The organism is Kitasatospora sp. NPDC087314 (genome assembly GCF_044744365.1).
GTDB lineage: Bacteria > Actinomycetota > Actinomycetes > Streptomycetales > Streptomycetaceae > Kitasatospora.
Window position 1 is genome coordinate 16576 of sequence record NZ_JBIUYE010000016.1, and the last position, 23711, is coordinate 40286.

Annotated in this window: 18 protein-coding genes, 1 tRNA gene and 1 pseudogene; 14 read left to right on the top strand and 6 right to left on the bottom strand. The window is 75.1% G+C overall.

Features of this window, described 5'->3' with window-relative positions; translation table 11 throughout:
• The first annotated feature begins 101 nt into the window (after positions 1-101).
• The 3 genes from ACIO5E_RS30755 (at position 102) to ACIO5E_RS30765 (ending at position 4776) form a co-directional block, all read left to right on the top strand.
• The gene (locus ACIO5E_RS30755; protein WP_400674143.1) at positions 102-2414 is read left to right on the top strand and encodes an acetyl/propionyl/methylcrotonyl-CoA carboxylase subunit alpha; all 2313 of its coding nucleotides are present in this window, start codon (positions 102-104) and stop codon (positions 2412-2414) included.
• Positions 2411-3397, top strand: coding sequence for a hydroxymethylglutaryl-CoA lyase (locus tag ACIO5E_RS30760; protein WP_400674144.1), 987 nt, complete (start codon positions 2411-2413; stop codon positions 3395-3397). Before ACIO5E_RS30755 ends, ACIO5E_RS30760 begins: the two co-directional genes overlap by 4 nt.
• A gap of 188 nt (positions 3398-3585) precedes the next feature.
• Entirely contained in the window at positions 3586-4776 is a 1191-nt protein-coding gene (locus ACIO5E_RS30765; protein WP_400674146.1) for an acyl-CoA dehydrogenase family protein, read from the top strand.
• Between the two features lie 105 nt (positions 4777-4881).
• Here the strand turns inward: ACIO5E_RS30765 and ACIO5E_RS30770 are convergent, their stop codons facing one another.
• Entirely contained in the window at positions 4882-5361 is a 480-nt protein-coding gene (locus tag ACIO5E_RS30770; protein ID WP_400674549.1) for a universal stress protein, read from the bottom strand.
• Between the two features lie 1049 nt (positions 5362-6410).
• Here ACIO5E_RS30770 and ACIO5E_RS30775 point away from each other — a divergent pair.
• Positions 6411-7454 (top strand): HAD-IA family hydrolase, encoded by a 1044-nt coding sequence (locus ACIO5E_RS30775; protein ID WP_400674148.1) that lies wholly within the window; start codon positions 6411-6413, stop codon positions 7452-7454.
• 133 nt (positions 7455-7587) lie between these two features.
• On the opposite strand, the gene ACIO5E_RS30780 is transcribed toward ACIO5E_RS30775, so the two are convergent.
• Positions 7588-8388, bottom strand: a complete 801-nt coding sequence (locus tag ACIO5E_RS30780; protein ID WP_400674151.1) for a GNAT family N-acetyltransferase — start codon at positions 8386-8388, stop codon at positions 7588-7590.
• Between the two features lie 940 nt (positions 8389-9328).
• Between ACIO5E_RS30780 and ACIO5E_RS30785 the strand changes: the two are divergent.
• The 5 genes and pseudogenes from ACIO5E_RS30785 to ACIO5E_RS30805 all read left to right on the top strand — a co-directional run.
• Positions 9329-10327: pseudogene (locus ACIO5E_RS30785) on the top strand (helix-turn-helix domain-containing protein); the annotation flags it as partial.
• Between the two features lie 881 nt (positions 10328-11208).
• Positions 11209-11823: an oligoribonuclease gene (orn, locus tag ACIO5E_RS30790; RefSeq protein WP_400674153.1), complete on the top strand. Its 615-nt coding sequence runs from the start codon at positions 11209-11211 to the stop codon at positions 11821-11823.
• A gap of 132 nt (positions 11824-11955) precedes the next feature.
• Positions 11956-12031: transfer RNA gene (locus ACIO5E_RS30795), tRNA-His, on the top strand.
• Between the two features lie 133 nt (positions 12032-12164).
• Positions 12165-12611: a DUF4442 domain-containing protein gene (locus tag ACIO5E_RS30800; protein WP_400674154.1), complete on the top strand. Its 447-nt coding sequence runs from the start codon at positions 12165-12167 to the stop codon at positions 12609-12611.
• A 166-nt stretch (positions 12612-12777) separates the two neighbouring features.
• Positions 12778-13671: a hypothetical protein gene (locus ACIO5E_RS30805; protein ID WP_400674155.1), complete on the top strand. Its 894-nt coding sequence runs from the start codon at positions 12778-12780 to the stop codon at positions 13669-13671.
• Between the two features lie 217 nt (positions 13672-13888).
• On the opposite strand, the gene ACIO5E_RS30810 is transcribed toward ACIO5E_RS30805, so the two are convergent.
• Positions 13889-14815: a spermidine synthase gene (locus tag ACIO5E_RS30810; RefSeq protein ID WP_400674157.1), complete on the bottom strand. Its 927-nt coding sequence runs from the start codon at positions 14813-14815 to the stop codon at positions 13889-13891.
• A 127-nt stretch (positions 14816-14942) separates the two neighbouring features.
• Positions 14943-15467, bottom strand: coding sequence for a hypothetical protein (locus ACIO5E_RS30815; RefSeq protein ID WP_400674159.1), 525 nt, complete (start codon positions 15465-15467; stop codon positions 14943-14945).
• Between the two features lie 448 nt (positions 15468-15915).
• Between ACIO5E_RS30815 and ACIO5E_RS30820 the strand changes: the two genes are divergently transcribed.
• On the top strand, positions 15916-17511 hold the full coding sequence (locus tag ACIO5E_RS30820) for a tetratricopeptide repeat protein (RefSeq protein ID WP_400674162.1): 1596 nt from the start codon (positions 15916-15918) through the stop codon (positions 17509-17511).
• Between the two features lie 21 nt (positions 17512-17532).
• Here ACIO5E_RS30820 and ACIO5E_RS30825 read toward each other — a convergent pair whose 3' ends face one another.
• Complete coding sequence (locus ACIO5E_RS30825; protein WP_400674163.1) at positions 17533-18189, bottom strand: histidine phosphatase family protein; 657 nt, start codon at positions 18187-18189, stop codon at positions 17533-17535.
• Positions 18190-18446: 257 nt separating this feature from the next.
• On the opposite strand from ACIO5E_RS30825, the gene ACIO5E_RS30830 reads away from it, so the two are divergent.
• The 3 genes from ACIO5E_RS30830 to ACIO5E_RS30840 all read left to right on the top strand — a co-directional run bounded on the left by ACIO5E_RS30830 (position 18447) and on the right by ACIO5E_RS30840 (position 22733).
• Entirely contained in the window at positions 18447-19682 is a 1236-nt protein-coding gene (locus ACIO5E_RS30830) for a hypothetical protein (protein WP_400674164.1), read from the top strand.
• Between the two features lie 76 nt (positions 19683-19758).
• Positions 19759-21372 carry a hypothetical protein gene (locus ACIO5E_RS30835; protein WP_400674165.1) on the top strand — a complete coding sequence of 538 codons (1614 nt, stop codon included), beginning with the start codon at positions 19759-19761 and terminating at the stop codon, positions 21370-21372.
• 8 nt (positions 21373-21380) lie between these two features.
• Positions 21381-22733 carry an AAA domain-containing protein gene (locus tag ACIO5E_RS30840; protein WP_400674552.1) on the top strand — a complete coding sequence of 451 codons (1353 nt, stop codon included), beginning with the start codon at positions 21381-21383 and terminating at the stop codon, positions 22731-22733.
• 3 nt (positions 22734-22736) lie between these two features.
• Here the strand turns inward: ACIO5E_RS30840 and ACIO5E_RS30845 are convergent, their stop codons facing one another.
• The gene (locus ACIO5E_RS30845) at positions 22737-23057 is read right to left on the bottom strand and encodes a hypothetical protein (protein ID WP_400674168.1); all 321 of its coding nucleotides are present in this window, start codon (positions 23055-23057) and stop codon (positions 22737-22739) included.
• Positions 23058-23308: 251 nt separating this feature from the next.
• On the opposite strand from ACIO5E_RS30845, the gene ACIO5E_RS30850 reads away from it, so the two are divergent.
• The gene (locus ACIO5E_RS30850) at positions 23309-23683 is read left to right on the top strand and encodes a hypothetical protein (RefSeq protein ID WP_280679831.1); all 375 of its coding nucleotides are present in this window, start codon (positions 23309-23311) and stop codon (positions 23681-23683) included.
• Positions 23684-23711: the final 28 nt, after the last annotated feature.

Genomic DNA, 23711 nt, shown 5'->3' on the forward strand with positions numbered 1-23711 from the left:
GTGACTCCCGCGGCGCCGGCGCACCGCCCGTGCCGGCGCCGCCTCCCCCTCCATCGCCACCTCCTTCGTACGGCTCCCCTCGACCCGGAGGAACGCCTCCCATGTTCGACACAGTTCTGGTCGCCAACCGCGGCGAGATCGCCCTCCGGGTGATCCGCACCCTGCGGCGGCTCGGTGTGCGCTCGGTCGCCGTGTTCAGCGACGCCGACGCCGACGCGCCGCACGTCCGCGAGGCGGACGTCGCGGTCCGGCTCGGCCCGGCCGACCGCAGCGACAGCTCCGCAGCCGAGACCTACCTGCGCACCGACCAGATCCTCGCCGCCGCCCGCCGCACCGGCGCCCAGGCCGTCCACCCCGGCTACGGCTTCCTCGCCGAGAACGCCGGCTTCGCCCGTGCCTGCGCCGACGCCGGCCTCGTCTTCATCGGACCTCCTCCCGGTGCGGTCGAACTGATGGGTGACAAGATCAACGCCAAGGAGGCCGTCCGGACCGCCGGCGTCCCGGTGGTCCCCGGCAGCCAGGCCACCGCGCCCACCGACGAGGACCTCCTCGCCGCCGCCGAGGAGATCGGCTACCCCGTGCTGCTCAAGCCGTCCGCCGGCGGCGGCGGCAAGGGCATGCGCCTCGTGCGGGACCCCGTCGACCTGCCCACCGAGATCGCCGCCGCCCGCCGCGTCGCCCGGACCGCCTTCGGCGACGACACCCTGCTGCTGGAACGCTGGATCGACCGGCCGCGCCACATCGAGGTGCAGGTGCTCGCCGACGCCCACGGCACCACCGTCCACCTCGGCGAGCGCGAGTGCAGCCTCCAGCGCCGCCATCAGAAACTGATCGAAGAGGCTCCCTCCGTTCTCCTCAACGCCGAGACCCGCGCCGCGATGGGCGCCGCGGCCGTCCGAGCCGCGGAGTCCTGCGGCTACACCGGGGCCGGCACCGTGGAGTTCATCGTTCCCGGCATCGACCCGGACTCTCCCGCCACCGCCTCCGCCGAGGAGGGGGTTCGGGACTTCTTCTTCATGGAGATGAACACCCGCCTCCAGGTGGAACACCCCGTCACCGAACTCGCCATCGCCGTCGGCGACGATTCAGCCCGACTCGACCTGGTCGAGTGGCAGCTGCGGATCGCCTCGGGTGAACGGCTCTCCTTCGATCAGTCCGACATCTCCTTCCTGGGCCACGCCATCGAGGCCCGGATCTGCGCCGAGGACCCGGAACGGGACTTCCTGCCCACCGGCGGGCGCATCCTCGTCCTGGACGAGCCCCGGGGCGAGGGCGTACGCGTCGACTCCGGGGTCGCCCCCGGATCCGTCGTCACCAGCGCCTACGACCCCATGCTCGCCAAGGTCATCGCGTACGGGCCCGACCGCCCGGCCGCGCTGCGCCGGCTCCGCGCCGCACTGGCCGACACCCGCATCCTGGGCGTCACCACCAATACGGGCTTCCTGCGACGGCTGCTCGCACACCCCGAGGTCGTCGCCGGCCGGCTGGACACCGGCCTGGTGGAACAGACGGCCCAACAGCAACCCGCCCTGCTCGCCTCGCCGTACTCCCCGACGAACGCGGCGGGTGCGACGAACGCGGCACATGCGGCGAACGAAGCGAGCGCGGCAACCGCGGTGAGCGAAGCCGACCCCGAAGCAACCGGCCCGCTGACGGTCGAAACACCGCCACCTGCCCACCTCCTCTACTACGCGGCCGCGCTGGCGCGGCACCTGGACCTGACCCCGGCCGCCGACCCCGGCGGCTGGACCGACCCGTTCTCCCTTCCTTCCGGCTGGCGCCTGGGCGGCACCCCCGCCTGGACCACCCACCGACTCCGTACCCCCGGCCAGGACCCGGTCTCGGTGCGCATCCGTTCGATCACTGCGGGCAACGTAGCCGATGCCACTGACAATCCCGCCGAGCTCACCCGCGAGGTGGAGCTCCGGCTCGACTCCGGCCACGTCCACCGCGCCCGCGCGACCCTGACCGCCGACCGGCTGCACCTGACCGTCGACGGACTGCAGACCACGTTCGCGCTGGCCACCGACGCCACCCCCGGCCTCGCCGCCGGCCCGGTGACCTGGCTCGGCGTCGAGGGCGACGCCTGGTCGCTGCACGCCTACGACCCGGTCGGCGAGAGCACCGCCGGAACCGCCGCCCACCACGGCGCCCTGACCGCCCCGATGCCCGGGACCGTCACCGTCGTCAAGACCACGGCGGGCGAGACGGTCCGCAAGGGCCAGCCCCTGCTCGTGCTGGAGGCCATGAAGATGGAACACGTGATCACCGCCCCGCACGACGGCGTGGTCGCCGAACTGCGGGCCACCGCAGGCGCCACCGTCGCGATGGAGGAACTGCTGGTCGTGGTCGCCCCGGCCGAGGACGACGCCGCCGAGCAGTCCGCCCCCGTGCCCGCCGAGGTGCGGTCATGACCGCCCCCGCCCGCGAACCCGACGCGCTGGACCTGGGACTGCCCGACCCCGTCCGTGCCGCCGGCCTGCCCGAGGAGGTCCGGATCCACGAGGTCGGGCCGCGCGACGGACTGCAGAACGAGGGCTCCCTGGTGCCCGTCGAGGTCAAGGCGGAGTTCATCGCCCGGCTCGCGGCCGCCGGGCTGCGCACCGTCGAGGCGACCAGCTTCGTTCACCCGAAATGGGTACCGCAGCTGGCCGACGCCGAGGAGCTGGTGCCCCGGCTCGCCGGTCTGCCGGAGCGTCACCCCGGCCTGCGGCTGCCGGTGCTGGTGCCCAACGAGCGCGGCCTCGACCGCGCGCTCGCCCACCACGTCACCGACATCGCGGTGTTCGCCAGCGCCACCGAGACCTTCGCCCGCCGCAACCTCAACCGCTCGGCGGACGAGGCGATGGCGATGTTCCGCCCGGTCGTGGCGCGGGCCGCCGAGGCCGGGGTGGCGGTCCGCGGCTACCTCTCGATGTGCTTCGGCGACCCCTGGGAGGGACCGGTCCCGGTCTCCCAGGTGGTCGGGTACGGCGTGCGGCTGCTGGAGATGGGCTGCGCGGAGCTGAGCCTCGGCGACACCATCGGCGTGGCCACCCCGGGCCAGGTCGGCGCCCTGCTGGCCGGCTTCGCGCGGGCCGGCGTGCCGGCCGACCGGCTCGCCGTGCACTTCCACGACACCTACGGCCAGGCGCTCAGCAACACCCTGGCGGCCCTGCGCGAGGGGGTCACCACGGTGGACGCCTCGGCGGGCGGCCTCGGCGGCTGCCCGTACGCGAAGAGCGCCACCGGCAACCTGGCCACCGAGGACCTGGTGTGGATGCTGCACGGACTCGGCATCCGGACCGGGGTCGACCTGCGCGCGCTGGTCGCCACCAGCGGCTGGATGGCCGATCAGCTCGGCCGCCCGAGCCCGTCCCGCACCGTCCAGGCGCTGCTCGGCGCCGCCCGGGGCTGACCCCGCCCCACCGCTCCCCCGGTGCCGGCCACCCGGGACCCCGGCCACACCGGCACCGGGCCTCAGGCACCAGGCACCAGGCACCGCTCATCGTCCAACCACACCGTGCGACCGTCACACCGTCAGACGGGCGCCGGTCATCCCGCTCACGCCCGCGGCCACCCCGGCCGGGCCCCAGGAGGATCACCATGTTCGACCACCGGCTCAGCAGCGAGTACGAGGACCTGCGGCGCACCGTCGCCGAGTTCGCCCAGGACGTGGTGGCGCCCAAGATCGGCGGGTTCTACGAGCGGGAGGAGTTCCCCTACGAGATCGTCGGCGAGATGGGGCGCATGGGCCTGTTCGGCCTGCCCTTCCCGGAGGAGTACGGCGGCATGGGCGGTGACTACTTCGCGCTCGGCATCGCCCTGGAGGAGCTCGCCCGGGTCGACTCCTCGGTGGCGATCACCCTGGAGGCGGCCGTCTCGCTCGGTGCGATGCCGATCCGCCGGTTCGGGACCGAGGAGCAGAAGCGCGAGTGGCTGCCCCGGCTGACCTCCGGCGAACTCCTCGGCGCCTTCGGTCTGACCGAGCCTGAGGGCGGCTCGGACGCCGGCGCGACCCGCACGACGGCGCGGTACGACGAGACCACCGACGAGTGGGTCATCAACGGCACCAAGTGTTTCATCACGAATTCCGGCACGGACATCACCGGTCTGGTCACCGTCACCGCCCTCACGGAACCGATCGCTCGTTCGAGTGAAGAAGGCGAATTCCGCTCGCCAACGCGCGAAATCTCTTCCATCATCGTGCCCACCGGGACCCCGGGGTTCCAGGTATCGAAGAAGTACTCGAAGGTCGGGTGGAACGCATCCGACACCCGCGAACTGTCCTTTACCGACTGCCGCGTTCCTGCGGCCAACCTGCTGGGCGAGCGTGGCCGAGGCTACGCCCAGTTCCTGCGGATCCTCGACGAGGGCCGCATCGCGATCGCGGCCCTGGCCACCGGCCTGGCCCAGGGGTGCGTCGACGAGTCCGTCAAGTACGCCGGCACGCGCCGGGCCTTCGGCCGGCCGATCGGCGCCAACCAGGCCATCCAGTTCAAGCTTGCCGACATGGAGCTGCGCGCCCACACCTCCCGCCTGGCCTGGCGGGACGCCGCCTCCCGGCTGCTGCACGGCGAACCGTTCAAGAAGGAGGCCGCGATCGCGAAGCTGTACTCGTCCGAGGCCGCCGTCGACAACGCCCGCGAGGCGACCCAGATCCACGGTGGGTACGGCTTCATGAACGAGTTCCCGGTCGCCCGTTTCTGGCGCGACTGCAAGATCCTGGAAATCGGGGAGGGCACATCGGAGGTTCAGCGCATGCTCATCGCCCGGGAGATCGGCGCCGCGTTCTGAGCCGAGCCGACCGGAGCAACACCCCGCTCCTCAGGCGGCGTTGAGGAGCGGGCGACAGCGGGGAGATGTCCCGGGGGCGCGCGGAAGCAGCGCCCCGAGGGGGCGTCAGGGGATCACGATCACCGGGCGGTTGGCCCGCCGCGCCAGCCGTCCGGAGACCGAGCCGAAGATCTTGCCGAGCAGGCCGTGTGTCGTGCCGACGACGATCGCGTCGGCGGCGTACTCACGGCCGACCTCCTCGATCTCGTGGCAGATGTCGCCGCCGCGCTCGATCAGGATCCACGGCACCCCGGTGAGGAAGTCCGCGCAGGCGAGCTCCAGGCCCAGGACCTCGGTCCGGTGGTCGGGGAGGTCGACGAAGACGGGAGGTTCACAGCCTGCCCAGACAGTGGCGGGCAGGCGGTTGGCGACGTGCACGATCACCAGGCCGCATTGCGAACGACGCGCCATGCCCACCGCGTAGGCGAGGGCGCGCTCGCTCGACAAGGAGCCGTCGAAACCGACCACGACGCCGTGCTGGAACACCGGGTCGGGGGAGCGCGCGGACGCGTCCTGGGCCGTCGACTCGGTGTGCGCACCAGGCAGGCCGGACGCCTCCGGGCGCTCGGCGCCCGGGCCCAGGCGGCCCGTCACCGGAGCCCCCGCCGCGTCGGCCGCGGACTCACCACGCCGCTGGCGAGGCCCTGAACGGCCGCGTCGGGCGAGGCCGCCGCGCCGGACGAGGCCACGCAGAGCACGCGCGAAGCCCTGGGGATCGCCCCGCCCGGGGCCGGCTTCCTCGGCGCTCGGGTCACCGGCGCCACCTGGGGTGTCGGCGCGGTCACCGGCACGGTCGACTGCGCGGTCACCGGCCTGCTCGATTGCGCGGTCGCCGACCTGCTCGTCGGCGCGGTCACCGCCCCTCCCGCCGGACCGGTCGACGGGGCGCTCGTCAGCGTGCGCGGAGGCCGGTGTGCGGCCCGGTTCGTCGATCTGCCCGTCGGGCTTCCTGCCGGCAGGCAGCAGGCCCGATACCTCGGCGTGCCCGTCGGATGGAGCGCGGTCCGCGCGGCCGTCGTCGTCCCCGGTCGCTGCGCCCGCGCTGCGGGGGGTGTCCGGTTCCACCGGTCGGGAGGACTCAAAACCAGCCATGGCTCACGGCTCTTCAAGGGAGAGGGGCCGACAGGAGAGGACAACGCTGCCCGGGCAGCAGGCCCGCCCACGGGATGACGTCGGTCTGCGCCGCGCAGCACCGTATGTGACCTGTTCCTTTCAGAGTACGACGGGTAGGAGGCCCAGCCCAGCGGTGAAGCCTCGGAGCGACATTGTTCCCGCGAAAGGAGGATGCGCCCGCCGACGGCAGTGCGCCCTGCCCGCAGGCGACGCGCCCCCTCCGGAAAGGAGGTTCCCTGGAGCTTGACTGAGCGGACCAGTCGACGCAACAGGCCCACCGGACACCGTGACCGGACTGTCATGGATCGGCGACGATCCGTTGCGACACGTCGCGAACCGTCACGCCCCGCGAGCCTCAGCCGGCCCGTCCGGACCCATCCGTACGCCTGGTCCTGGAACCGTTTCAGCCACTGTGTACGGCTTCGCGACGCTGTCTGGCATTTGCCAGGTGCATAGGCTCGGCCGCTGGCACCATGCTCGGCATGCCCCTGCTCCTGTTCGACCTCGACAACACGCTGCTCCCCAGGGACGCCGCTTTCCGGGCCTGGGCTCAGGATTTTCTGTCCGAACGCGAGCTACCGCCCGGAGACCTCGACTGGTTCGTCACCCTCGACGGCGGCGGCTACGTACCGCGCAGCACCGTACTGTCCGCCGTCCGGCGCCGCTACGGCCTCGACGCCTCCGCCGAGTTCCTGCTCGCCCACTACCGACGCGGCATCAACTCCCACATCCACTGCCCCACCGGACACGTCGACGCGTTGCGGGCGGCGCGGGCGGCCGGGTGGACGCTCGGCATCGTCAGCAACGGCGGCACCCGGCCGCAGTTGGAGAAGATCCGGCGGACCGGGCTGGGGCCGCTGGTCGACGGCTGGGTCATCTCCGAGGAGGCGGACTGCGTCAAACCGGATCCGCTGATCTTCGAGATCGCCGCCCAGCGGTGCGGCGTCGCGCCCACCGGGAACTGGGCCGCGCACACCTGGATGGTCGGGGACCACGCGCCCGCCGACATCGCCGGCGCCGAACTGGCAGGCCTGCGCAGCGTCTGGCTGCACCACGGCCGTCCCTGGGCCGAGCCCGGCTACCGGCCGACGCTGAAGGCGGCCGGTCTGCCGGAGGCCGTCGGGCAGGTGCTCGCCGCGCGCAACGCGCCGTCGCCCCGGCCGGGCATCCGCGCGGGCGGACCGGTCGGGCGGCGCTCCATCGGAGCGTCGGTGCGCGCGACGGCGCTCCTCAGCGCGCGGTCCGGCGCACGGCCGACGGCAGCCGCCCCTGATGGCTCGTTTGCGCCCGCGGTCGTGACCGCCGGGGCGGCCGGTGCTGCGGCGGCGGGGTCGGATGTCCGAAACCGCACCGGCGAGCTTGCCGTGGTCGCCGACGGCCGCTCGGGAGGGCCCGCGGGCACGGATCCCGGTGCGAATGCGCGCCGCGTCGCCGCATTGGCGCGCCCAACGCCGGTCCGCGCAACGGCTGATGGGACCGGTCCGGCGCGGACCACGTTCGCCGCGGCGCCGGCGGCCGCCCCGTAGCACCCTCCCGCGCCACCGGCCCGCCTGCCACCCCACCCGCCTCTCGGCCAACCGTCCGCCACGCGGCGGCCCGGCCGTCAGCTGTCAGCTGTCAGCTGTCAGCCGCCAAACGCCAGCCGTCAGCCGTCAGCCGTCAGCCGTCAACGGAGGTTCGGGTCCACCAGCAGGTGCGGGCCTGCTCGGTGAACCCGAGCTTGCGGTAGAGCGGTTCACCGAGCGAGGTGGCGACCAGGGTGGCCGGGCGGTCGGGATGCGCGTGGGCCAGGGCGGCCTGGAGGACGGCGCGGGCCACGCCCCGGCCGCGCTGGGCCGGCAGCGTGGCGACCCAGTACACCCCGGTGGCCTGGCCGTCGTCGTAGGTGAGGCAGGTGCCCGCGGTGACACCGTCGACGCGCCCCAGCCAGGCTCGCCACCCGGGTTCGCCCCACAGGCGCTCCGGCAGCGCGTCGCCACGGGTCCAGGGCTGCCGGGCGGGCAGCGGAAACCCGTCCACGATCGCCCGCTCGACCTGCGCGAAGGTGTCACCGTCCAGCGCCTCATCGACCGTCAGGGAGCCGCCGCCGTGCACCGCCACAAGGGCGGGGAGGGTCGCCGATACTCCTTCGACCGGCCCGGGTTCACGGGTCATCACCGGCATGATCGGCATTCGGGTGGCGCCGAAGCGGGTCAGGTCGAGCCCGCCGTACGGGTCTTCCAGGGTGAAGCGGATGGTCTCCCACTCGCTCAGGAGGTCTTCCAACTCACGTTCCAGCAGGCCTGGTTCGGTGTACGGGCGAGTGACCACGACCCGGTGCGCGTCCTCCGGGGTGCGGGCGCAGCGAACCGCCGTCCAGCCCGGTCGGGTACGGAACCGCCAGCCGTGCACGCGGGCTTGGGCGAGCCAGAAGGCGGCGGCGTTGTCGTTGGCCTGTTCGAGCCGGCTGTTGGTATTCACGGCAGGACGGTAACCCGGGCGTCGCGCCCCGGTTCCGCCGCCCCGGCCTTGGCCGGATGAAGCCTGGGAGGCGCACGGACTCTTTCTGTGCGCCCTCCCGTGCACCGCCGATTTTCGGTCAATTTCGCGCCGATCCCTCCCGCTTGGGCAAATCCGCAGTCCAGACCCGCCGACCGGGCGCGCGGGAGCCGGACGCCCCAGGACCGGTCCTGCGACAACCAGCCACCGTTGCACCGGCCCTCTTCCCAGAAAGGTCGACGGGTGCCACGCTTCGTGATCGAATGCATCACGCCAAATTGCCATGTCGACATAGCGTCGGATGGTGAACTTGTCACAACGGCAATGGTCCACCCGATAGATTTCGATCTTGGCGAGCAGTGCCGCACCACCCACACCACACCACCGAGGGGGCTTGAGCGCCTTGAGCAGGGTGAGCAGGAGCGACGCGGGTCCTGACAGCGGCCAGGCGGTGGCCGGTATCGCGGGTCGGTCCGCGAGAAGCACTGGCACCTCCGCGATCGCCGCCACCACCCGCAACTCCGGCACCTCGGGCGCCGCCTCGCACTCCCCGTACCCCGCAGTGCCCTCCCCCGGCGGCGCCGCCAACGGCACCACGGCGGCGGCCCCGGAGCACGGCGGGACGACACACGGCGGAGCGACGTACGGCGGAACGGCACACGGCGGAGCGGCACACGCCGGACAAGCCGTCAGCCGAGGCACCGTCAGCCACCCGCAGGCCTACGGCGGCGACTTCACCGCCTACTCCGGCCACCCCGGACCGAGCGGGACGAACGGGATGAACGGGACGAACGGCGCCCCTGGCCTGAACGGCACCCCCGCCGGCGCACTGGGCGGCCCCCTCGCCGGTCTCCCCCTGGGCTCCCCCGGCCACGGCCCGCTGGGCCACGGCGGGCCCGGTGCGAACGGCTCCCCGACCCCGGTGACGGTCTCCGCCCCGCGCAAGCTCTCCGGCCGGCGCCGCCGCGAGACCGTCGCGGTGCTGATCTTCGGCGGCGCCCCGATCTTCGAGAGCTCGATCCCGCTCTCCGTCTTCGGCGTCGACCGCCAGGACGCCGGGGTGCCGCGCTACCGACTGCTGGTCTGCGCCGGGGAGGAGGGCCCGCTCGCCACCACCGGCGGCCTCACCCTCTCCGCCCCGTACGGCCTGGAGGCCCTCGCCCGGGCCGGCACGATCGTGGTACCGGCCTGGCGCTCGATCTCGCAGCCCCCGCCGGTCGAGGCGATCACCGCCCTGCGCAAGGCCCACCACGAGGGCGCGCGGATCATCGGGCTCTGCACCGGCGCCTTCGTCCTCGCCGCCGCCGGCCTGCTCGACGGCCGCCCGGCGACCACCCACTGGATGTACGCGCCGACGCTGGCCAAGCGCTACCCCCGGGTCCACGTCGACCCGCGCGAGCTCTTCGTCGACGACGGCGACGTGCTCACCTCGGCCGGCACCGCCGCCGGCATCGACCTGTGCCTGCACGTGGTGCGCAGCGACCACGGCGCCGAGGCGGCCAACGCACTGGCCCGCCGGCTGGTGGTGCCGAGCCGTCGCAGCGGCGGCGGACAGGCCCAGTACATCGATCAGTCTTTACCTGAGGAGATCGGCAACGACCCGCTGGCCGAGGTGGTCACCTGGGCGTTGGAGAACCTCAACCAGCAGTTCGACGTCGAGGTGCTGGCGGCGCGCGCCTACATGAGTCGGCGCACCTTCGACCGGCGGTTCCGCACGCTCACCGGCAGCGCGCCGTTGCAGTGGCTGATCACCCAGCGGGTGCTCCAGGCGCAGCGGCTGCTGGAGACCTCGGAGCTGTCGGTGGACGACGTCGCCCGCCGCTGCGGGTTCCGCTCGCCGGTGGCGCTGCGCGGGCACTTCCGCCGCCAGCTCGGGGTGTCCCCGGCCGCGTACCGGACCGGCTACCGGGCTCGCCGGCCCGGGCCGCAGTCGGCCGGCCCGCACGGCGGCGACCTGCGGCTGCCCGGCGCCCTGCCGCACGCGGCGGCCGCCGCGGCCGGGTCGGGCGGCGCACTGTTCGGCGGTGCGCAGCCCGCGCACCAGTTCCCGGCCGGGAACGGCGTACCGATGCCGGGCGGCGCGCACGGGCAGCCGGTGCCGCACGGCGCACCGCCGGTCGCGCCCGGGCAGCCGGGCCCGCACGGCCAGCCCGGCCCGTTCGGTCCGGGGCAGGCCGGGACGCCGGCCTCGCAGTCCTTCCACGCCCGTGCCGGACAGCCGTATCCGCACCAGCAGGCCGCACAGCAGCCGCACCCCGGACAGCAGGGTGCGGGGCGCGGTCCGGCGCGGTCGCCGCTGGTCCCGCCGCAGGCCGGGCCGGGGGCGGGGCGTCCGCCACGCACCGCGGAGCACGCGGCGGCGGAGGACGGCCACCCTCAGCCGGGGGCGCGCGGCCAGGGGCAGGGGCACCGCAGCGCGGTCGAACGGCCCGCGGACGAGCCGGGTACCGCGGCGGGCTCCGCCGGGCGCGGTCACGGCGCGGCGACCGGCCGGGTGCCGGCCCCCGCCCCCGGCGGGCAGCCGACGGCCGGGGCGGGCGAGCTCCGCGGTCGACCGGCGAGGGCGCCGCAGGGTCGTCCGCAGGGCAGCCGGGTGGCGGCGGCCGACGGTGCCCGGACCACCCGCGAGGGCCGTCCCGGGCGAGACGGCCACGCGGTCCGGACCGGCCGGGAGGGCGAGCGCCCGGACGGCCACGGCCAGCTCGGCGGCACGGAGGAGCACCAGGCCGAGGGCTGCGCCCCGGAGCCCCGCTCGGCTCCCGCGGTCCCCGCGGCGCGTGATCGCGCCGTAGGGTGACCTGTGTGAATGACCGTTTGGTATGGATCGACTGTGAAATGACCGGCCTCGACCTCGACCGGGACGCCCTGGTCGAGGTCGCGGCGCTGGTGACGGACTCCGAGCTGAACATCCTCGGCGAGGGTGTGGACGTCATCATCCGCCCGCCGGCGGAGGCGCTGGCGAGCATGCCCGAGGTGGTGCGCGCGATGCACACCTCCTCCGGCCTGCTGGACGAGCTGGAGCAGGGCGTGACGCTGGCCGAGGCCGAGGAGCGGGTGCTCGCGTACATCCGCCAGCACGTGCCGGAGGCCGGGCGGACGCCGCTGTGCGGCAACTCGGTGGCCACCGACCGCGGCTTCCTCGCCCGGGACATGCCGGCCCTGGAGAAGCACCTGCACTACCGGATCGTGGACGTCTCCTCGATCAAGGAGCTGGCCCGCCGCTGGTACCCGAAGGCGTACTACAACAGCCCGCAGAAGGGCGGCAACCACCGGGCGCTCGCCGACATCCGCGAGAGCATCGACGAACTGCGGTACTACCGCGAGGCGGTGTTCGTCCCGCAGCCCGGCCCGGACACCGACACCGCGCGCGCCATCGCCGAGAAGTACCAGGCCCCGACGGACCGACCGACGGACTGACCGGCGTCCAGGAGGTCCACCGGGGTGCCCGCGTTCGCCGGAACGAAACCCTGGCGCGAGCACCCTCTCGGATCCTGTAGAGTTCTTCCTGTCGGAACGGGAACGCGAGAGCGGGAACGGTCCGGACAGATGGTGGGTGTAGCTCAGTTGGTAGAGCACCTGGTTGTGGTCCAGGTGGCCGCGGGTTCGAGTCCCGTCACTCACCCCAGAGCCCGAGGGGCCGATCTCTTCAAGAGGTCGGCCCCTCGGGCGTTTTCGCGTTCCCTCAGTTGTCCACGGCGGTTCGGGTTTTCCCGGCGCAGGCCTGCCGCCGGAAGCTACCGACTAGTAACATTGCCGCCATGACCACACCTTCGATCGGCCAGCTGCTCGACTCCACCGTGCCGATGGCGCACACCCTCAAGCTCGAGTACCTGGAGACCACCCCGGAACGCGCCGTGCTCCGGCTGCCCGACCAGCCCGCGTACCACAACCACGTGGGCGGACCGCACGCCGGAGCGATGTTCACCCTCGCCGAGTCCGCCAGCGGCTGCGTCGTGCTCGCCGCGTTCGGCGACCAGCTCTCCCGGGCCGTGCCGCTCGCGGTGAACGCCGAGATCGCGTACAAGAAGCTGGCCATGGGAGACGTCACCGCCACCGCCGTGCTCGGCCGCCCCGCCGCCGAGGTCGTCGCCGAGCTGGACGCCGGCGGCCGCCCCGAGTTCCCGGTCACCGTCGAGATCACCCGCGCCGACGGCGCCGTCACCGGCGTGATGACCGTCACCTGGACCCTGCGCCCCAACTCCTGACCGTCCCGCGGCCGGTGGCCCCGGAAAGCAGGCCCCGGGGCCACCCGTGCGATGACTGTCCGTGACGGCGGGCGTGACCTCACGACCCGTCCGCTCGTTCTCAACTCACATGCGAGCCAATCACGCGACCAGGCCCCAGGAACCCGCCCCCCGTGGCGGCGTCGGCATGCGGAGCGCGATCGGCCGGTGGCTGCCCCACCCCCGCACCGTCGCGGCCGGCGGCGCCCTCCTCGTCCAGCTCTGGGGCTTCGGTGCTCCCGGCGCGTACGCCGCGTCCGTCGACCCGCTGCCGGCCCAGGCGCAGCCCGCCGTCCGCCGCGCCCTGCACAGCGGGGCCGTGCACGGCCGGCCCGTGCACAACGGGCAGGCCGTACCGGACGGGCGGACCGCGCGCGACGGCCAGTCAGCCAAGCGGCCCGGCGGCCCCGGGGGCGCGGCGGCCGAGGAGGCGGCCGACTCCCCCGGACTCGCCGGGGACCCGACCGGCACCGTCTCCGACACCGGCGTCGACGGCGCCACCGGGACGGTCGGCGACGTCCTCCAGGACCGGATCCGCTCCGGCGGACTCCCCCTGCCCGGCCAGCGGGCCGCCGTCCCCGACGCCTTCGCGCTCGCCTCCGGTCTGCTCGACACCGTCCCCGCCCAGGGCCGCCCCACCGGGACGCGCGCCTCCCGGGACGGCGAGCCCGCCGAGTTGCGCACCCCCGCACGCCCCGGCACCGGCACCGGCCGCTCCGCCGCCCCGGCCACCTCCGCGCGCCCGTCCGGCGCGGTGGCCTCCGGGGCATCCGCGGTCCAGGAGGCCACCGCGCCGGACGGGCAGGGCGCGGTCGGACCCGCCACGAGTTCCGACCAGGTGGGCGCCACCACCGCCGTACCGGCCCCGCCCGGCACGCCCGCCGAGCCGCCGGAGGCACTCACGCTCGCCGACACCGCCACGGTGACGGCCCTGGACGACGGCTCCGCCACCGCGACCGCCGTCCTCGCGCCGATCGCCGCCGGACTGCTGCTGACCGGCGCGGCCATGTGCAAACACCGCGGCCTGCCGCGCGGGCACTGAACGGGATGAGGCCCCGGGGATCAGGCCCCCGACGACAGCTCCGGTGCCGGCCGGGGGAGTTCACACCCGGGGATCGAACCGGACGGCGTGCGGCCGGTCCGGGTGGCGCCCAGCGCGCGGCAGTACGGCTCGGTGCGCGGACCGGGCGGCGACGGCCGCTGTCGGCCGCGACCCGGGGGGCCACCGGCGGATTCCGGCCGCCCGGCCCTGCGGGTGGTCAGCGGAAGACGCCCGGGGGCGGAGCCGGGGAGGGGGCCGCGGTGGCGTCCGTGGCGGGGGTGGCCCCGGCGGCGAAGGCGGTGAGGGCGGGGCCGTGTTCGACCCGGCCGAGGGCGGAGTCGGAGGCGACCCGGCGGGTGAGGTCGGCGATCGGGAGGGGGGTGTGGGCGCCGGCGAGGACGAGGTTCCCGAAGCGCTTGCCGCGCAGCACGGCGGGGTCGGCGACCAGGCACAGTTCGGGGAAGACGGCGCCGAGGGTGGCGATCTGGGAGCGGGCGAAGGGCAGGGACGAGCCGTCGGCGATGTTGGCCGCGTACCAGCCGCCGGGGGCGAGGGCGCGGGCGGCGAGGGCGGTGAACTCGACGGTGGTGCAGTGGGCCGGGGTGCGGGCGCCGGAGAAGACGTCGGTGATGACCAGGTCGACGCTGCCCTCGGGGGTGCGTTCGAGCACGCTGCGGGCGTCGGCACCGCGCACCTTGATCTGCCAGCCGCGCTCCAACGGGAGTTCGGTGCGGACGAGTTCGGTGAGCGCGGTGTCGATCTCGGCGACCTGCTGGCGGGAACGGGGCCGGGTGGCCGCGACGTAGCGGGCCAGGGTGAGGGCGCCGCCGCCGAGGTGCAGCACGGTGAGCGGGCGGCCGGGCGGGGCGACCAGGTCGATCAGGTGGCCGAGCCGGCGCTGGTACTCGAAGCCCAGGTGGGTGGGATCGGCGAGGTCGACCAGTGACTGCGGGGCGCCGTCGATCAGCAGCGACCAGGCCGCGGGGCGGTCACGGTCGGGGCGCAGCTCGGCGAGGCCGGAGCCGACGGGGCTGGTGAGCGGACCCTGGGCGTGGGTACGGCCGCCGGGGCCGGTGACGGCCGGCCCGGTGTCGCGCTCGGTGCTGCGGCCCGCGCCCCGGGCGGCTCTGCTGCTTCGTCCCATGACCGCCATTATCGCCGCCGGGCGGAGCGACCTCGCAGGTCAGGGATGTCCGGGGGGCGTGCCGGGTGGATCCGGCCGGAGGGGCGGGCCAGGCTCGCGGCCCGGCGGGATCCGCACGGCACGCCCGCTAGAACGGGCCGAGGCCGCCTGCGGTGAGCGTGCAGGCGGCCTCGCAGAGGGCGGAGCGGAGTACCCAGGCGTCGGTGGGGCGGGCGGCGCAGACGGCGCCGGCGGGGGGCATCACCCAGCGTGGGTCGGTGCCGGCCGGCAGCAGGGCGCCGGCCGTACAGGAGCTGCCGGGCAGGTGCCAGGTCTCGAAGGTGCCGGCGGGGACGAGGAAGGTGACGGTGCTGCCGTTGCGGCTCTGCAGGACGGCCCCGCAGGCGCGGCGCAGCCGCAGGATGTCGACCGCCTCCAGGCCGTGCCGCAGGGCGACCGTCACGGTGTCGTAGGTGGTGACGAGGGTGTCCTGGTCCACGTTGGGGACGAGGCGGTGGCCGGGGTGCCGCCCGCCGCAGGAGGCGCGGCCGCCCTCGACCGGGCCCCGGCCGGGGATCCGGTCATCGGCCGGGTCGGGGAGCAGGGCGGGGGCGGCGCCGGCCAGCACACCCCCGGCGACCGGTCGGTGCTGCGGCAGTCCGGTGGCCATCATGGGCCCTCCTGTACCTGGTCGGGTCGGAAGCACTGCCGCCCGGGGAGGTGGGGGCCGCGGGGACGAGCGGCGGGCCGGGGCGACGGCCTGGGCTTCCACGTATCAGGACAACGTGGCGGACCCGCCCGAGGCCACGGGGCGCCTTACAGCAAGGCATGGCATTTCATGGCGGATAACCCACAACCACGCCCGATTTATACCGAATTGACAGCACATCTCCCACAAACCAGCTGTGTTCGGTCAGTCACGCCGGGTACTGTCGGTGGCGGATCACCACGACCCCACCGGCCCCATCGGGCCGTTCCCGCACCGCCGCACAGTCCGACCCCGGCCCCCGTCCATCGACCCCCGCACCGCACCCCGACCCTCGCCCCCCGCACACCCGCGCACCTCCGGCCCCCCGGCCCCGCGCCCGCACCACCGCCCCCGCACGACCACGGAGCGCACCATGGCAGCCACCCCACCGGCCGAGCCGAACCGCCCGTCACCCAACACCGCGATGCGCGCACTGCGCGGCGACCGCTCACCCGGTGAGTTCGCCATGGCCGTACGCCGGGCGGCCCGGGAGATCGGGGAGCATGTGTCCTGCGACGCCCGCTACGTCGGACGGGTCGAATCCGGTGAGATCCGCTGCCCCAACTACGCCTACGAGCGGGTCTTTCGGCACATGTGGCCGGATCGCACGCTCACCGATCTCGGCTTCTCCCCCCGGACCGCCGTCCGCCGCCGCTCAGCGGAGAGCGCCGGCGGGAGCGCCGAAATGCCCACGCTCCAACCGCCGTTCCCGCCCCTGCCCGCCCCGCGCTCACCACTCTCCACTCAACTCCCGTACGCTGCCTCGCCGTACGCGGATCCAGCCGCTTCGGACGGGCCCCCGTGGCCGAGCGCCGTCGCGGTGCCCCGGGGGCCCGATGGATCGCCCTATCTCGACGAGGAGAACGACGACGTGCGTCGCCGTACGTTCCTGGCCGGCGGCCCGACCGCGCTGGCCACCGTGGTCGGCATCGACCGGCCGACCGTGGCCGCGGCGGTGGCCGCCGCCCCCACCGCCGCAGCCGCGGCCCCCGCGGCACCCGCGCTGTTCGACCCGGGCCCCGGCGCCTTCGTGCCCGGCCGGCCCCGGCCCGTACCGCCGCCCCGCAAGGTCGGTGCCGCCGAGGTGCTCTGCGTCGAACAGGCCGTCCGGGACATCCGGTTGGCCGACGACGCGTACGGCGGCGACACCCTGTTCGAACGCGCCGGACAGTCGCTGCGCACCGCCTACCTCCTGCTCAACGAGGGCGAGTACAGCGCGGAGACCGAACGCCGGCTCCAGGCCGGAGCCGGCGAACTCGCCATCTCGGTCGGCTGGTTGGCGCACGACTCGAACCGGCTGGCGGACGCCCGCTCGCTCTACGCCGAGGCGCTCGCCACCGCCCGCATGGCCGGCGACGCCGCACTGGAGGCGCACGTGTTCTGCAACAGCGCCTTCCTCGCCCGGGACGCCGGCCGGCCGCGCGAGGCGCTGCGCGCCGCCCAGGCCGGGCAGGTCGCCGCCCGCCAGCTGGACTCCGACCGGCTGCTCGCGCTACTGGCCATGCGCGAGGCCGGCGGCTGGGCGCTGCTGCAGGACCGCGCCGCCTGCGAACGCGCGATCGCCCGGGCGTACATCCTGTTCGACCGCGGCCCCTCCGAGGACGATCCGGAGTGGATGTCCTTCTTCGGCGAGGCGGAGATCGCCGGCCTGCAGTCGCAGTGCTGGTCCGCGCTCGGCGACTGGGACCGCGCCAGCGAGCAGGCCGGGCTGGCCATAACGCTGCAGCAGCCGCACTTCGTCCGCAACCGGGTGCTGTACACCGCCGAACTGGCCCACGACCGGCTCGGCCGGGGCGACTTGGCGGGCGCGGCACACCACGGCTCGGCCGCCGTGGCCCTGTTCGGCGAGGTCCGCTCGGCCCGGATCCGGAGCATGCTGGCGGACACCGCCGAACGGCTGCGCCCGCACGCCGCCGCGCCCGAGGTCCGCCGCTTCCTGATCGGGTACGACCAGGCGGCGGCCGCCTGAGACACGGCTGCTGACGTGCCATCAGTGCCCGGCGGCCAGGCCCTCCAGGTGGGAGAGGTCGTTCCAGACCTCCACGGCCGGCGCGCCGTACTCCCAGGACAGCACGCAGAGCGCGGCCGTGCCGAGCTTGAACCGCTGGGCGTACTCCGGCGGCAGGCCCAGCCAGCGGGCGGTCAGGATGCGCAGCAGGTGGCCGTGCGCGAACAGGACGACGTCCCGGTCGGCGCAGTGCATGTCGGTGGTGTCGGCCGCGGGGACGCCGTGCTCCTCGTTCAGGTCGGCGAGGAAGGCGTCCACCCGGGCGGCCACCTCGGACAGCTTCTCGCCGCCGGGCACGCCGTCGCGCCAGATCAGCCAGCCGGGGTGGTCGGTGGCGCGGATGTCCGCGCCGGTGCGGCCCTCGTACTGGCCGTAGTCCCACTCCATGAGTTCCGGGCGCTCGACCGCGCGGTCGCCGAAGCCGGCCAGCGCGCAGGTCTCCTTGGCGCGGCCGAGCGGGCTGGTGTAGACGAGCGCGTCCGGCAGCCCGTTCCAGGGGGCCTTGGCCAGGCGGGCGCCGAGGGCCCTGGCCATGGCGCGGCCTTCCTCGGTCAGCGGGATGTCGGTGCGGCCGGTGTGGCGGCCGGTGGCCGACCATTCGGTCTCGCCGTGGCGGACCAGCACGATTCGGGCGGGCATGGCAGGCTCCTCGCAGCGGGGCGGTGGCAACGGTCGGTCTCACCCTTGAGCACCGGCTTCCATGATCTCCCACCCGGACGGCGGACACGATCGCGGGCCGGGCGGGAACGGCCCCGGGGCGGACGGCGCTCGGGGCGGCACGGGTGTCCGGCCGACCACGGCGCGGGGTGTCCCCTCCGGCGGGGACGCGCGGCTCAGGCCGGAACACGCCGGTCCGCACCGCATTGTCGGACCCTGGTGCGACACTGGGCCGCACCATGAACGTCTCGACGAACGTCCCGTCCAGCGGGCACGCTGAGCCGCTCGCCCAGCGGCTCGCCGAGCTGCGCGGACCGGCACCGCAGCGCAGTCTGAACGCCCGCTCCCTCGCCGCGCTCGCCGCCAATCCCGGCTGCCACCGCCGCGCCGTGCTCGACGCGGCAGGGGTGGACAAGTCGGCGCTGGCCGCCCGGCTCGGCCGCCCCGCGCCCTTCGGGCAGTCCCCGTTCGCGATCGCCCGCGGCGTGATCTTCGAGTCCCGGCTGAAGGCGGACGACTACGCCGCGCTGCTGGAGCCGCTGCGCGCCCACCTCGGCGTCCCGGCGGACGGCGGAGCCCCCGTGCAGGTGCCGGATCTGCTGCCCCGCTCCGGCCCCGCCGTCCGGGCCGACCGGACGGTCGAGGCGCTGGCCCGGGCCGCCGCCGACCCGGACGCCTGGACGCTGCTGGACCACCCGATGCTGCGGCTGGACGTGGCCGGCGGCACCGCCTACCTGGAGCCGGACGCGGTCGTGGTGCACGGCGGCCGGTGCACGGTGGTCGAGATCAAGTCCTTCCCGGTGCTGGACGGCGGCGCGGACCCGGCCAAGGTCGGCGCCGCCGCCCGTCAGGCCGCCGTGTACGTGCTGGCGCTCCAGCAGGCCGCCGCCGCGCTGGCCGGCCGGCCGCTCGCCGCGGACCCGTACACCGAGCAGCGGCTGCCGGGCAGTCCCCGGTCGAGCGTGCTGCTGGTCTGCCCGAAGGACTTCGGCAACCGGCCGACCGCCGTCGCCGTCGACGTCCGCCGCGAGCTGGCCACCACCCGCCGCCAGCTGGGCCGGATGACCGGCATCGGCCGGCTGCTGGAGGAGCTGCCGGCCGGGGCCGACTTCGACCTGGCGGCCGACCAGAACGGCGTGCCGGCCCGCTCCACCGAGGAGCTGGCCGCCTCGGTCGAGGCGGTGCCCGCCGCGTACGGCCCGGACTGCCTCTCCACCTGCGAGCTGGGCTTCCACTGCCGCGCCCAGGCCCGTTGCGGCGACCGGGTCGAGCAGCTGGGCCGGGGCGTGCGCGGCGAGTTGGGCAGCATCCGGACGGTGACGCAGGCGCTCGCCGCCGCCACCACCGAAGCCGTCACCGCCGCCGTCACCACCGATGCCGAGGCCGGACCGGACGAGGCGGCCGAGCGGCTGGCCTACGCGGCCGCCCTGCGCGCCGAGGCGCTGGGCCGGATCCCGGTGGCGGGTCGCGCATGAGCGGGCGGAACGGGCTCGCCGGCGAAGGCCGCGGGCGGGCGCACACCCACGCCGGGCACGCGGAGGTGGCGGGCCGATGAGTCTGCTGACCACCCTGGCCCGGCTGGAGGCCGTCCGCAGCGGGCGGGCCGAGCCGCTGGCCACCGTCCGGCACCGGCACCTGTCCGACCGCCCGATGGTGGTCGTCCCGCTGACCGCGGCCGGCGAGGCCGGTGCGCCGCTGGCGGTGATGCTGGGCACCGACCGGGACGCGCCCCGGCTGCACCTGGTGCCGCAGCCGCTCAACCGCACCCTGCGGTTCGACTTCCTGGCCGAGCTGGCCGCCGACCTGCTGCCGTACCTGGAGTCCTTCGCCGAGGACGTGGAGCAGATCGAGGGCTCCGAGAAGGACCCGGAGACCGGCGAGAAGACGCAGGTGTTCCGCGAGCTGTGCGCCGACGCACCGCAGCTGATCGTGCCGAACGGCGCGGGCGTGCGGCACCTGGCCCTGCTCGGCCGCTCCACCCGGTTCCGCCGCACGGTCGAGGACGACGAGCCGGGCCCGTACCCGGCCCCGGTGCGGGTGCCGCTGCTCGGCCGCTGGCTGACCCACCTCACCGACCGGGCCCAGGTGCCCGGCACCAGCCTGCTGCTGTCGATGACCGGCCTGCTGGCCCGGCACTGGGCCACCGGCCAGAGCCACCTGGAGGACCAGCACCTGGCCGCCCGACTGGCCTGGCACGCCCCGCCGGAGGGCCTGACCGGCGCCGCGGCGGCCGAGCGCGCCGAGTCCGCCCGGGACGACCGGGGGCAGCTGCTGCACCCACCGGCCGGCCCGGCCACCGATCCGCGCTTCGACGAGTTCGTGCTCGCCCCCGCGATCGCCCGCTACGACGCCGCCGCGGCCGCCCTGCAGCACGGCGTCGAGCAGCAGGACGAGACCGCCGCCGAGCGCGCCCGGGCGGCAGTCCGCACAGCCGTCGAGGAGCTGCGCGAGGTGCTGACGGCCGTGCTGCTGCCCACCTGGCGGGACGTCTGGCACGGCCTGGACCTGCTGCGGACGCTGCCGCCCGCCGGGCACCTGGCGGAGCGCTGGACCGGCGACCGCTGGTCGTACACCGGCCACCGGGACCGGCTGGCGGCCGGCGAGCCGCCACAGCCCCGGCAGGACGACGCCGTGACGGCCGCCCGCAAGCTCGCCCAGCGCGAGCGCGAGCAGGCCCGGCTGGACGTCCAGGAGGCGCTGGACGACCCGCTGGCGATGGCCGAACACCGGCTGGCCGGCGAGGCGTTCAGCGGCGTGGTGACGGAGGTGGTGCCGGACTACGACACCACCGGCCGCTCCCCCAAGCCGCGCCCGCTGGTCACCCTGCGCACCGCCGACCGCCCGCACGCGGACCTAGGACGGGAGGCCCACCGGGTCCGCAAGGAGGCCGAGGGGGGCCCGGCCGCGCAGAAGGCGGAGATCGCGGCGGTCGACCCGGCCGAGGGCACCATCACCCTGCGGGTGCTGTCCGGCATGGGCCGGAAGAAGGAGCCCGAGCCGGGCAGCCTGCCCGAACCCGGCGACCTGGTCACCTTCACGCTCTTCGAGCTGACGGTCCGCCAGTCCGCGCCGCTGCCCGAGCCGGACGACACCCCGTGGACGCACGGCGGCCCGCCCGGCGCCGCGCCCGTACCCGCCCCGCCCGGCTCCGAGGAGTGGGAGTGATGGCCGAGATGAGCACCGAGCAGGCACCCGGTGCGGCCGCCGACGCGGCCGTGGCCCGGATCCTGGCGGCGACCGTCCACCCGTCGGCCGGCGCCCCGCGCGGCGTGGTGGTGGACTCCCCGCCCGGCGCCGGGAAGTCGACGCTGGTGGTGCGGGCGGCCCGGGAGCTGATCGGGGCCGGCGAGCGGCTGATGATCGTCGCCCAGACCAACGGGCAGGTGGACGACCTGGTCGGCCGACTGGCCGAGAAGGCGCCGGAGTTGACGATCGGCCGACTGCACGCCGCGGACTCCCGGCCCGGCCCGGAGGTGCTGAAGCACGCCAACGTCACGCCCTCCGACAAGGTCGCCGACCTGGTCGAGCACGACGTGGTGGTCTCCACCTCCGCCAAGTGGCAGTGGGTCCGGGCCGAGGCGCCGTGGCGGCACGCGATCGTCGACGAGGCGTACCAGATGCGCTCGGACGCCCTGCTCGCGGTGGCCCGGCTGTTCGAGCGGGCGCTGTTCGTCGGCGACCCGGGCCAGCTGGACCCGTTCACCGTGGTCGGCACCGAGCAGTGGGCGGGCCTGTCGTACGACCCGTCGAGCAGCGCCGTGGTCACCATGCTGGCGCACAACCCGCAGATCGAGCCGCACCGCCTGCCGGTCTCCTGGCGCCTGCCGGCCAGCGCGGCGCCGCTGATCTCGCGGGCCTTCTACCCGTACACGCCGTTCCGCTCCGGCACCGGCCCGGACGACCGCCGGCTGACCGCCGCCGTCCGGCCGGACGGCTCGGCGCTGGACGCCGCGATCGACCGGGCCGCCGAGCACGGCTGGGCGCTGCTGGAGCTGCCCGCCCGGCACACCGTACGGACCGACCCGCAGGCGGTGGCGGCCGTCGCGGCCACCGTCCGGCGGCTGCTGGAGCGCGGGCTGACCGCCCGCTCCGAACAGGGCGAGGCCCCGCTCACCGCGGACCGGATCGCGGTCGGCACCGCCCACCGGGACCAGGCCGCGGCCGTCCGCGCGGCCCTGCTCACGGCGGGCGTCCCGGTGGACCAGGCGGCCGGCCCGGCCGTCACGGTGGACACCGCCAACCGGTTGCAGGGCCGCGAGTACGACGTCACGGTGGTGCTGCACCCGCTCTCCGGGCGGCCCGACGCGACGGCCTTCCACCTGGAGACCGGCCGGCTGTGCGTGCTCGCCTCCCGGCACCGGCACGCCTGCATCGTGGTGGCCCGGGCCGGGATCGGCGAGCTGCTGGACGAGCATCCGTCCACCGAGCCGGTCCAGCTGGGCGTCCCGGTGACCTTCCCGGACGGCTGGGAGGCCAACCACCAGGTGCTGGACCACCTGTCCGGGCACCGGGTACGACTGGGCTGAGGATCAGGACCCGGACTCGGTCTCGCAGACGGCGTAGGCCCGGACGGTCCCGTACTTGGCCCGCACCATCCAGGTGCCCGGGTCGTTGGGGTTCGGCGCGTTGACCAGGACGACGTCGTCGGGACTGGCCTGCTGGAGGAAGTAACCACCGCCGGTCAGGTGGCTGGGCTCGGGGCAGGTCGCCGTCGACCAGCCGCCCGGGTAGCTCGCCGGCCCGGTCACCACGGTGGTCGTCTCGGCGGCCTCGGCCACGGGTGCGGCCACCAGTCCGAGGGCCGGGGTGATCAGTAGGAGGCCGGCCGCGAGGCCATTTCGTACGAGCATGGGTTCTCCCCGGGGTTGAGGATCACTGGGACATCCGGGACAACGACGACCCCGCCGTCAGGACAACGCCGTACACCCCCAACCACCCGAAGGAGTAGTACGACCCCGGCGCGTACGGGGGAATAGCGCCCGCACGCGCACCGTTCCGTTACCGGCCGGTGCCGCGCGACAATGGACGGCGGCCGCGGCCGGGCGGCGCGGCCCGGAGCGGCCGCCGCCCACCCCCCACCGAGACCCGGAGGTGTCCGTCCATGCCCGACTCCCACACGAAGGCGTCCGACCACGGCGGTCCGGCCGACCCCGGGCGGCGTCTGCGTCCGGTGCAGCTGCTGTTCGAGCCGCAGTCCGCCGAGCCGGAGCCGGAACGCTTCTTCGACCTGGAGTCGATCGACGACCCCGCGGAGCTGCTGCGCCGCTCCACCGAGCTGGCCCTGGCCTTCCGGGCGGCGGCCGAGCGGGCCACCGACTTCCAGGCGGTCGCCGCCGCCCAGCTGGCGGACCCGCGCCGTTTCGACGCGCTGTCGGGCACCGAGATCGCCCGGCGCGCGGACTGGACCCCGGACTACGCCGCCAAGATGATCGAGTACGGCCGCGGCCTGCTCCAGCCCCGTCGCCACGAGGACTGAGCGCACCCGAACATTCGCCGCTGGCATA

Bases quoted from the DNA above. Each gene is read 5' to 3' on its own strand.
- ACIO5E_RS30755 (WP_400674143.1), top strand. From the start codon at position 102: ATGTTCGACACAGTTCTGGTCGCCAACCGCGGCGAGATCGCCCTCCGG.
- ACIO5E_RS30760 (WP_400674144.1), top strand. From the start codon at position 2,411: ATGACCGCCCCCGCCCGCGAACCCGACGCGCTGGACCTGGGACTGCCC.
- ACIO5E_RS30765 (WP_400674146.1), top strand. From the start codon at position 3,586: ATGTTCGACCACCGGCTCAGCAGCGAGTACGAGGACCTGCGGCGCACC.
- ACIO5E_RS30775 (WP_400674148.1), top strand. From the start codon at position 6,411: ATGCCCCTGCTCCTGTTCGACCTCGACAACACGCTGCTCCCCAGGGAC.
- ACIO5E_RS30800 (WP_400674154.1), top strand. From the start codon at position 12,165: ATGACCACACCTTCGATCGGCCAGCTGCTCGACTCCACCGTGCCGATG.
- ACIO5E_RS30805 (WP_400674155.1), top strand. From the start codon at position 12,778: ATGCGGAGCGCGATCGGCCGGTGGCTGCCCCACCCCCGCACCGTCGCG.
- ACIO5E_RS30810 (WP_400674157.1), bottom strand. From the start codon at position 14,815: ATGGGACGAAGCAGCAGAGCCGCCCGGGGCGCGGGCCGCAGCACCGAG.
- ACIO5E_RS30815 (WP_400674159.1), bottom strand. From the start codon at position 15,467: ATGATGGCCACCGGACTGCCGCAGCACCGACCGGTCGCCGGGGGTGTG.
- ACIO5E_RS30820 (WP_400674162.1), top strand. From the start codon at position 15,916: ATGGCAGCCACCCCACCGGCCGAGCCGAACCGCCCGTCACCCAACACC.
- ACIO5E_RS30825 (WP_400674163.1), bottom strand. From the start codon at position 18,189: ATGCCCGCCCGAATCGTGCTGGTCCGCCACGGCGAGACCGAATGGTCG.
- ACIO5E_RS30830 (WP_400674164.1), top strand. From the start codon at position 18,447: ATGAACGTCTCGACGAACGTCCCGTCCAGCGGGCACGCTGAGCCGCTC.
- ACIO5E_RS30835 (WP_400674165.1), top strand. From the start codon at position 19,759: ATGAGTCTGCTGACCACCCTGGCCCGGCTGGAGGCCGTCCGCAGCGGG.
- ACIO5E_RS30840 (WP_400674552.1), top strand. From the start codon at position 21,381: ATGAGCACCGAGCAGGCACCCGGTGCGGCCGCCGACGCGGCCGTGGCC.
- ACIO5E_RS30845 (WP_400674168.1), bottom strand. From the start codon at position 23,057: ATGCTCGTACGAAATGGCCTCGCGGCCGGCCTCCTACTGATCACCCCG.
- ACIO5E_RS30850 (WP_280679831.1), top strand. From the start codon at position 23,309: ATGCCCGACTCCCACACGAAGGCGTCCGACCACGGCGGTCCGGCCGAC.